This window comes from uncultured Thermomonas sp., assembly GCF_937872235.1.
Lineage (GTDB): Bacteria > Pseudomonadota > Gammaproteobacteria > Xanthomonadales > Xanthomonadaceae > Thermomonas > Thermomonas beijingensis.
In genome coordinates, this window is sequence record NZ_CALMPC010000054.1 from 22,648 (window position 1) to 30,847 (window position 8,200).

General features: G+C 63.3%; 8 protein-coding genes. 4 read left to right on the top strand and 4 right to left on the bottom strand.

The window, feature by feature from the left end; all coding sequences use genetic code 11:
• Positions 1-138 precede the first annotated feature (138 nt).
• Both QWB57_RS04390 and ald read right to left on the bottom strand, forming a co-directional pair.
• A complete protein-coding gene (locus QWB57_RS04390) occupies positions 139-654 on the bottom strand; it encodes an adenine phosphoribosyltransferase (protein ID WP_223629395.1) in 516 nt (171 codons plus the stop codon).
• A 153-nt stretch (positions 655-807) separates the two neighbouring features.
• Positions 808-1,926 (bottom strand): alanine dehydrogenase, encoded by a 1,119-nt coding sequence (gene ald, locus QWB57_RS04395; protein WP_288968500.1) that lies wholly within the window; start codon positions 1,924-1,926, stop codon positions 808-810.
• Between the two features lie 143 nt (positions 1,927-2,069).
• Here ald and QWB57_RS04400 point away from each other — a divergent pair, with 143 nt between their 5' ends.
• The 4 genes from QWB57_RS04400 to QWB57_RS04415 are packed head-to-tail and all read left to right on the top strand — an operon-like array spanning position 2,070 to position 4,838.
• Positions 2,070-2,552: an Lrp/AsnC family transcriptional regulator gene (locus tag QWB57_RS04400; protein WP_223629397.1), complete on the top strand. Its 483-nt coding sequence runs from the start codon at positions 2,070-2,072 to the stop codon at positions 2,550-2,552.
• Positions 2,553-2,578: 26 nt separating this feature from the next.
• Positions 2,579-3,337, top strand: coding sequence for an HAD family hydrolase (locus QWB57_RS04405; protein ID WP_288968501.1), 759 nt, complete (start codon positions 2,579-2,581; stop codon positions 3,335-3,337).
• Positions 3,334-4,239 carry an SDR family NAD(P)-dependent oxidoreductase gene (locus QWB57_RS04410; RefSeq protein ID WP_288968502.1) on the top strand — a complete coding sequence of 302 codons (906 nt, stop codon included), beginning with the start codon at positions 3,334-3,336 and terminating at the stop codon, positions 4,237-4,239. Before QWB57_RS04405 ends, QWB57_RS04410 begins: the two co-directional genes overlap by 4 nt.
• Before the next feature lie 50 nt (positions 4,240-4,289).
• Positions 4,290-4,838, top strand: a complete 549-nt coding sequence (locus QWB57_RS04415) for a YdeI/OmpD-associated family protein (protein WP_288968503.1) — start codon at positions 4,290-4,292, stop codon at positions 4,836-4,838.
• A 154-nt stretch (positions 4,839-4,992) separates the two neighbouring features.
• Here QWB57_RS04415 and prpF read toward each other — a convergent pair whose 3' ends face one another.
• On the bottom strand, positions 4,993-6,174 hold the full coding sequence (gene prpF, locus QWB57_RS04420; protein ID WP_288968505.1) for a 2-methylaconitate cis-trans isomerase PrpF: 1,182 nt from the start codon (positions 6,172-6,174) through the stop codon (positions 4,993-4,995).
• A 58-nt stretch (positions 6,175-6,232) separates the two neighbouring features.
• Positions 6,233-8,200 (bottom strand): type III restriction endonuclease subunit R (locus QWB57_RS04425; RefSeq protein WP_288968506.1); only part of this gene is annotated, 1,968 nt, incomplete at its 5' end.

An 8,200-nucleotide genomic window follows, 5' to 3' on the forward strand; every position in this document is an offset into this window, starting at 1 on the left:
CGGGAAAGTGGGCAGTGTGCCGCAGGAGACCGCGAAACGCAATATAAAATGTTTCGTTTTATTTCGAAAAAATTTCGAATTGTTGAGCTAACCCTGAGATCTTATTGGCTTTGCCCGCCAATCGGAAACAGCGTGCGGCTACACCACCAGTGCTGCCCGCAACGGGGGGCCGTTCCAGCGGCTGCGGCCGTTGAGGAAGGCTAATTCCATAAGCACGCTCGCACCGACAATCTCGGCGCCCAACCGCTGCGCCAGCACTTGCGCGGCCAACAGGGTGCCACCGGTGGCCAGCACATCATCCACCAGCAATACACGCGTGCCGGGGGCGACCGCATCGGCTTGCACCTGCAGAACATCGTTGCCATATTCCAGCGCATAGCGGGCTTCCAGCACCGGACCCGGCAATTTGCCGGGTTTGCGCAGCGGGACGAGGCCGGCCCCCAGCGTGCGCGCCAGCGGCGCACCAAACAGAAAGCCGCGTGATTCAATCGCCAAAACGGCATCGATGCGGGCATCGCGCCACGGCGCGGCCAGCGTATCAATTGCCGCCGCGAATGCCTCGGCATCGGCCAGCATCGGCATGATGTCCTTGAACGCGATCCCGGGCTTGGGGAAATCGGGGATGGTGCGGATCCGTGCGGTCCAGTCGGTCATGGGCGAGGGATGGGTGAGGGATGGAAGAAAACGCCATCATGCCGCGTTCTACGGGTGTGGGTGAATGTGCAAAAAAAAAGGGGATGGCAAGGCCATCCCCGAAAGTGGGGGAAGAATGCATGACTGCTGCTTCACCCAGGGGTTGGTGATGCCTTACAGGCCCAGTACGCTTTCCGCGCTGGTGTAGGTCAGGCCGTGCACTTGGGCCACCGGCGCGCAGGTGAGTTTGCCGGCGCACACGTTCAAGCCGTTGCGTAAGTGCGTATCGTCGATCAGTGCCTGTTTCCAGCCCTTGTTGGCCAGCGCCAGGGTGAACGGCAAGGTGGCATTGTTGAGCGCGAAGGTCGATGTGCGCGCCACGGCGCCGGGCATGTTGGCCACGCAGTAATGCACGATGCCATCCACCACATAGGTGGGGTCGGCATGGGTGGTGGCGTGCGAGGTTTCGGTGCAGCCGCCTTGGTCGATCGCCACGTCCACAATCACCGCGCCCGGTTTCATCAGCTTGAGCATGTCGCGGGTAATGAGTTTGGGCGCGGCAGCGCCCGGGATCAGCACGGTGCCGATCACCAGATCCGCACGGCGCAGCAACTCTTCAATCGCGGCGCGGGTGGAATAGACCGTGGTAATCGCCGGCCCAAACTGGCTGGACAAACGTTTCAGCGCATCGTTGGAGCGATCGACCACGGTTACTTGCGCGCCCATGCCCACGGCAATGGTGGCGGCGTGGGTGCCGGACACGCCGCCACCCAGAATCACCACTTCGGCCGCAGGCACACCGGGCACACCGCCCAGCAGCACGCCACGCCCGCCTTGTGCTTTCTCCAGCGCATGCGCGCCCACTTGCGGGGCCAGCCGGCCGGCCACTTCCGACATCGGGGTGAGCAGGGGCAGCGAGCCATTGGCGGCGGTGACGGTTTCATAGGCAATGCAGACTGCGCCGGAGTCGATCAGGTCCTTGGTTTGCGGCGCATCGGGAGCCAGATGCAAATAGGTGAACAGGATCTGGCCGGGACGCAGCTTCTTGCGCTCGTCGGCCTGCGGTTCCTTGACCTTCACGATCATGTCGGCGCTGGCGAAGATTTCATCCGCAGTGTTCAGCAAAGTGGCGCCGGCGGCGATGTAGTCCTCGTCGGACAAGCCCGCGCCCAGACCGGCACCCGTTTGCACCACCACCTCATGGCCGTGGTGAATCAGCTCATGGACCGACGTGGGGATCAGGCCTACGCGATATTCGTGGTTCTTGATTTCCTTGGGGACGCCGATACGCATGCGGGTATTCCTTGGCTGGGCGATGCCAGCTGTCCCGGCACCGGAAGGGACGCAGTATGCGCTTCGAAACGCGCATTCTGTCGCCAATTTCGCCATGATTAACGGCTAATATTGGAGTGATATTTCAATAATCAAACAAGTAAATGAATAAAATTCGACCCATTGGCATCGTCTTGGATGAGCGTGACCGTGCCATCCTGCGGTTGCTGCAAGACGACGGCCGGCTGAGCAATCTGGAGCTGGCCCAACGCATCAATCTGTCGCCCTCGGCCTGCCTGCGCCGGGTCAAGTTGCTGGAAGACTCGGGGCTGGTGGCGCGCTATGTGATGTTGCTGGACGAAGATCAGGCCGGCTTGCCCGGCACCGCCTTCGTCCTGGTGACGCTGGACCAGCAGGGGCGCGGCGCGCTGGATGCATTCGAAAGCGCCATCCACGACCATCCGGAAGTGACCGAATGCTGCCTGCTGGCCGGCACTGCCGACTACATGGTGCGGGTGGTGTATGCCGATGCCGCCGACTTCGAACGCATCCATACCGATGTGTTGACCCAGTTGCCCGGCGTCACCCGTGTGCAGACCACGCTGGCGCTGCGCACGGTCAAGCGCACCACCGCACTGCCGGTGTAAATACGCAGGCTGATTACACTATGCAGATGAAGAGCACACACGGCGGTATCGCGCTGGTCGGTTTCGATGCCGACGACACCCTTTGGCGCAGCCAGGATTATTTTGACGAAGCGCAGCAGCGGTTTGAAAGCATCGTTGCCGCTTACGTCGATCTGGCCGATGTGGGCCAGCGTCTATACCAATACGAATCACGCAACATCGCGTTCTTCGGCTATGGCGTGAAAGGCATGGCGCTGTCGATGATCGAAGCCGCCATCGACATCACCGGGGCCCGTATTCGCGCCGCTGACATTGGCCGCATCATCCACTTGGCCAAAGAACTGCTGCAACATCCGGTGGAGTTGCTGCCCGGCGTGCGCGATGCGGTGGCGGCGGTGGCCACGCAGCACCCGGTGGTCTTGATCACCAAGGGTGATTTGTTTCATCAGGAAGCCAAAGTACGCGATAGCGGGCTGTCGGATTTGTTCCGTCGCATCGAGGTGGTCAGCGAAAAAGACCCGGCAACTTATGCACGCTTGCTTGCGGAGTTTGGTATTGATGCAGCGCAATTTTTGATGGTGGGAAATTCGCTGCGTTCGGATATCGCGCCGGTGTTGGAACTTGGTGGCTGGGGCGTGCATGTGCCGTATCACACCACCTGGGCGCACGAAGCCGAGGCCACGCTGACGCATGGTCAAGGACGCATGCGCACGTTGGCTTCACTGTCCGATTTGCCCCCCACCTTGCACGAGCTGGAGATCCAGTCGCGCTTGCAACTTGCACCCCAAGGAGAATGGATCGCATGACCTCACCCATCAACCTCAGTGGCCGCGTGGCCATCGTCACCGGCGCCGGCGGCGGCTTGGGCCGCGCGCATGCGCTGCTGTTGGCCAGCCGTGGGGCGCAGGTCATCGTCAATGATTTGGGCGATGCTGCCGATGCGGTGGTCGCGGAAATCCGTGCCGCGGGCGGTCAGGCCCGTGCGGCCAAGTGTTCGGTGGCCGATGCCGAGGCGGTGCAGGCGATGGTGGTGGCGGTGCTGGCGGAGTTTGGCCGCATCGACATTCTGATCAACAACGCCGGCATCCTGCGCGACAAGAGTTTCGCCAAGATGGACCTGGCCGATTTTCGTTTGGTGCTGGACGTGCACGTGATGGGCGCGGCGCACTGCACCCATGCGGTCTGGAACACGATGCGCGCGCAGAACTACGGCCGCATCGTGATGACCACCTCATGCAGCGGGCTGTACGGCAACTTCGGCCAGGCCAATTACGCGGCGGCGAAGATGGCGCTGGTGGGGATGATGCAGACGCTCGGCATCGAGGGCGAAAAGCACGACATTCGCGTCAACTGTCTGGCCCCCACCGGTGCTACACGGATGATGGAAGGCATCTTGCCGCCAGAACAATTATCCAAATTCAAACCCGAGTTGGTCAGTCCTGCGGTGCTGGCGCTCGTCAGCGAGCAAGCCCCCAATCGTGCCATCCTCAGCGCCGGCGCGGGCAGCTTCGAGCTGGTGCAGCTGACGATGACGCAAGGCATTGCCTTGGGTGAAACAGCCACGGCCGAAGCGATCCTCGAACACTGGGACGCGCTGTCCGATCGCAATGCGGATTTGGTGCCAGCGACCGGGTTCGATCAGGCGCGGCATGAACTGGACAAGCTCGAACGGCTCCAAGCCTCCGCCGCGGTCTGCGCCGTCGAATGATGGAGCGCTTGCCGGCGCGGGTGACATGACTGCGGTGTTATCGTCAGAGCATGCCCAAGCCCGCTGGCCGCATCCGTTTTGAAGCCAAGCTGCAGCGACCTGCCACGCCGATCGGCGCGGATTGGGCGTTCCTCTTGTTACCGAGTGTCGCCAGCAAGCAATTGCCCACGCGCAGCATGGTGAGCGTGGACGGCACGTTGGCGGGCAGCCCGTTCCAGGCCACGCTGGAACCCGATGGCGCGGGCGGCCACTGGTTGAAGGTGGGTGCGGAGCTGCTGGCCGCATCGGCGGTGGCGGTGGGGCAGGCGGTGGCGCTGGACATCGCGCCGATGGCGAAAGAGCCCGAACCCAAGCTGCCGGACGATCTGCGACAAGCCTTGTCTGTCCATCCCGCAGCAAAGGCGGTCTGGGACGACGTGACCGCAGTGGCGCGCCGCGACTGGATCGCGTGGATCACGTCCGGAAAGAAAGCCGAAACCCGGGTGAAGCGAATTGCTGTGGCCATCGACAAGCTCGCCGCAGGCCAGCGTCGCGCCTGTTGCTTCGATCGTTCCGGGAAATTCGGCGGCGGTTTTTGCGTGCCGGAGGCGGCGGAGTAGGGACAGGGCTGATTCTTTGTTGCGGCGCTTGAGTCACTTGCGTCAGCGGGTTTCCCCCTTCCGCGAATGTCCTCCGGCAGCGGCCTGCGCCCGCTGCCTCCCCCTTGATTTCGCTACAGGGGGGAAACCCGCTGGCGCAAGTGACGCGATACGGTCAGCCCTGCGGCACCCGCACCCAGCCGTCCATCAACACCCGCGCACTGCGGCTCATCACTGCACGGGTGACGGCCCACTGGCCGTCCACCTGCGCCACCGACGCACCCACGCGCAACGTGCCGGACGGGTGGCCGAAGCGCACCGCATCGCGCATGCCGCCACCGGCGGCCAGATTGACCAGCGTGCCCGGCACCGCCGCCGCCGTGGCAATCGCAACCGAAGCGGTGCCCATCATCGCGTGGTGCAGCTTGCCCATCGACATGGCACGCACGTTGAGGTCGATGGCGCTGGCGGCCACCGGCTTGCCCGCCGACGAGACATAGGCCTGCGGGGGTGCCACGAATGCCAGCTTTGGCGTGTGCTGCCGCGTGGCCGCTTCTTCCGGTGTGTTGATCAAGCCCATGCGCAGCGCCCCGGCCACGCGGATGGCTTCGAGCTTGGCCAGCGTGGCCTTGTTGTCGTTGATGGCCGGCTGCAATTCGGTGCCATCGAACCCAAGGTCGGCGGCATTGACGAACACGGTGGGGATGCCGGCAGTGATCATCGTGGCCGGCAATGTGCCGATGCCGGGCACGGCGAGGTCATCGATCAGGTTTCCAGTCGGGAACATGGCACCGCCATCGCCCGCATCGTCCGACGGGTCCAGAAACTCCAGCACGATTTCAGCCGCCGGGAAGGTGACACCGTCCACTTCAAAATCCCCGGTTTCCTGCACTTGTCCGTCCGTTACCGGCACTTGGGCGAGGATGGTCTTGCCGATATTGGCCTGCCAGATACGCACCGTGACGGTGCCGTTGTCGGGAATGCGTTCGGCGGGAAGAAAACCATTGGCAATCGCGAACGGCCCGACAGCGGTGGACAGGTTGCCGCAGTTGCCGGACCAGTCGACGAAGGCAGCATCGATGCTGACCTGCCCGTACAGATAATCCACATCGTGATCCGGCTTCGATGCCGGCGCGATGATCACGCATTTGGATGTCGATGAGGTCGCCCCACCCATGCCGTCGGTGTGCTTGCCATAGGGATCGGGTGAGCCGATGACACGCATCAACAATGCATCGCGCGCCGCACCTGGCGTTTGCGCCTCAGCGGGCAAATCTTCAAGGCGGAAGAACACGCCCTTGGACGTGCCGCCGCGCATGTAGGTGGCGGGAATGCGGAGTTGGGGTGCGCAGGTCATGTCGGCTGCCGTCGGTGAGACGGCGGCATTTTCCCAGAAACGACCGCGCTGCAGGGAATCAGTGGTAATCCCCCGCCATTGCCCCCGCATACAGCCCGGTGGCACGGGTTGCGGTGATGACCGCGTTCCGCACGTCCATACGGGTCAACTCCAGCACGCGCCATCTCCCATCAACGAACGCCACCGCGGCGACGCGACGGAAGGCGTCCGGGTGCGCTTCCACATAACGCACCAAGCCTTGCAGTTTGGGCAGCGCGTCGGCGCGGGAAGGATCGTGTGGATCGACGATATCGGCGACGACCTTGCCGTCCTGCTCCGCGAAGAAAATGAAATCCGGGCGAACGATCCTGGTTTCGCTGTCTTCCACGTAGCCGATGCCCAGCGAATCCTGCGAAGGGCGGGCCGGGTTGCGGTACCAGAAGCGGAAACCTTCGCGTGCGGATTCGGCTTCCAGTACCTTGCGTTCCCAGCCATTCAACTCGGCGGGATACTGGCCCTTGTCGTCACACAGCAAATGCCGTGAATACACGGGAATCATCGTTTCCGTGCCGTCTTGCTCGCGCACGGTGGTCGGCTCGAGGCGCGACACCGGCAACGCCAGATCCACATCCTGCGGCTGCGTGCTCATCGCGATGATCTGGCGATAAGCGTCCTGGCGGTCGTCCGGGAGTTGTTTGATTGCGCCCTTGAACTCGGCCAGCCAGGCATTGGCCTGCTTGGTGGCTTCGGCATCGAACTGCACTTGCAGGTTTTCCAGTAGATGCAGCGCGGCCACGTCTTCACGTGCCTCGATCAGCGCGTCGTCGAAATCGGTTGCGTCATGGCGCTTGGCGCGCTCCACGGTGTAAGTGCGGGCAATATCAGGACTGAGGATGCGCGCACTGCGGCGGAAGGCGTCGCCGATCACGGCATCGTCGGCCTCGGTTTCGAAAGGATCATCACGGATTTCATTCTTGCGCAGGTTGGCAAGGATGGTGCGGCCTTCCACCGTCATCACCGACGCGCGTTTGTCCGTGAAGTGTTTTGCCGGATCGGCGACGATGGCATCCAGCACCGCGTGCATTGCCGCATGCGCCTTGCTGCCGGCACCGGGCAGCAGGCCGTCGAAAGCGAGTTCATGCGCCAGTGCAGTCAGGCGCACCGGCGGTTTCGCGCCGCGTTGCGGGCGGGTCTGCGAGGGCAGTGAAACGAATTTGTCCCGGATGGCGGCCGTCACCTCGGGGTTGGGCTTCATTTCCACCGGATTGATCAGGATGCGTCCGGTCGGCGGCATCTCGCCGCTGCCATCGCGCAGTGATTTGACCACGCGTTCGACCGCTTCTTTGTCGAAATACGGCAACAGGCAATCCACCATGTTCAGACGGTCGTTGCCGGGAATGCGCCGCGCCAGCGGCGTGCGCACCATGCGGCCCAGCAATTGCGCGATGTGGGTCGGGTCACTGGCCGGGCGGAACGACAGCATCACTTCCGCGCGCGGGCAGTCCCAACCGGTGCTGATCGCGTCCTTGGCCAGCAGCACACGGATCGAGGTGTCGTCCTGCACGCGCTCGGGCGCGATGTGCGGCACTGTGTACGTGCCGAAGGTTTGCGGCTTGTGTTCGCCCAGCACATGCGCCACCGCAGTTTCCGGCAAGTCCGGCCATTTCCGGAAAATCGTGTCCAGCCACTCGCCGACCAATTTCTGGTTCGGCGTGTTCGGCAGTTGCAGCACCATCAATGGCTGCACGGGTTCGCCGCCGCCTTGCTGTGCGGCATAGGCCGCCCATTCCGCGCTGGATTCGCGCAGCTTGTCGGTGGCGCGGCTCAGCAGCACGGTGTCAAAGCGCCCGGCTTCGTCGGGAATGTCTAGTGCGATGGTGTCCTTCAGCAGGCCGGACTCCTGCACGCGGCTGGCATCCACCGTCACCGGCGGCAAGGTGCTTCGGGATTGCATGCCTTCGATGGCCCGGTTGAAGCGCTCCACCGTGGCGGAAATGCCCCACACCACCGGAATGCCCGGTACGCCGTTCTCGCCGTTGATCAGGCG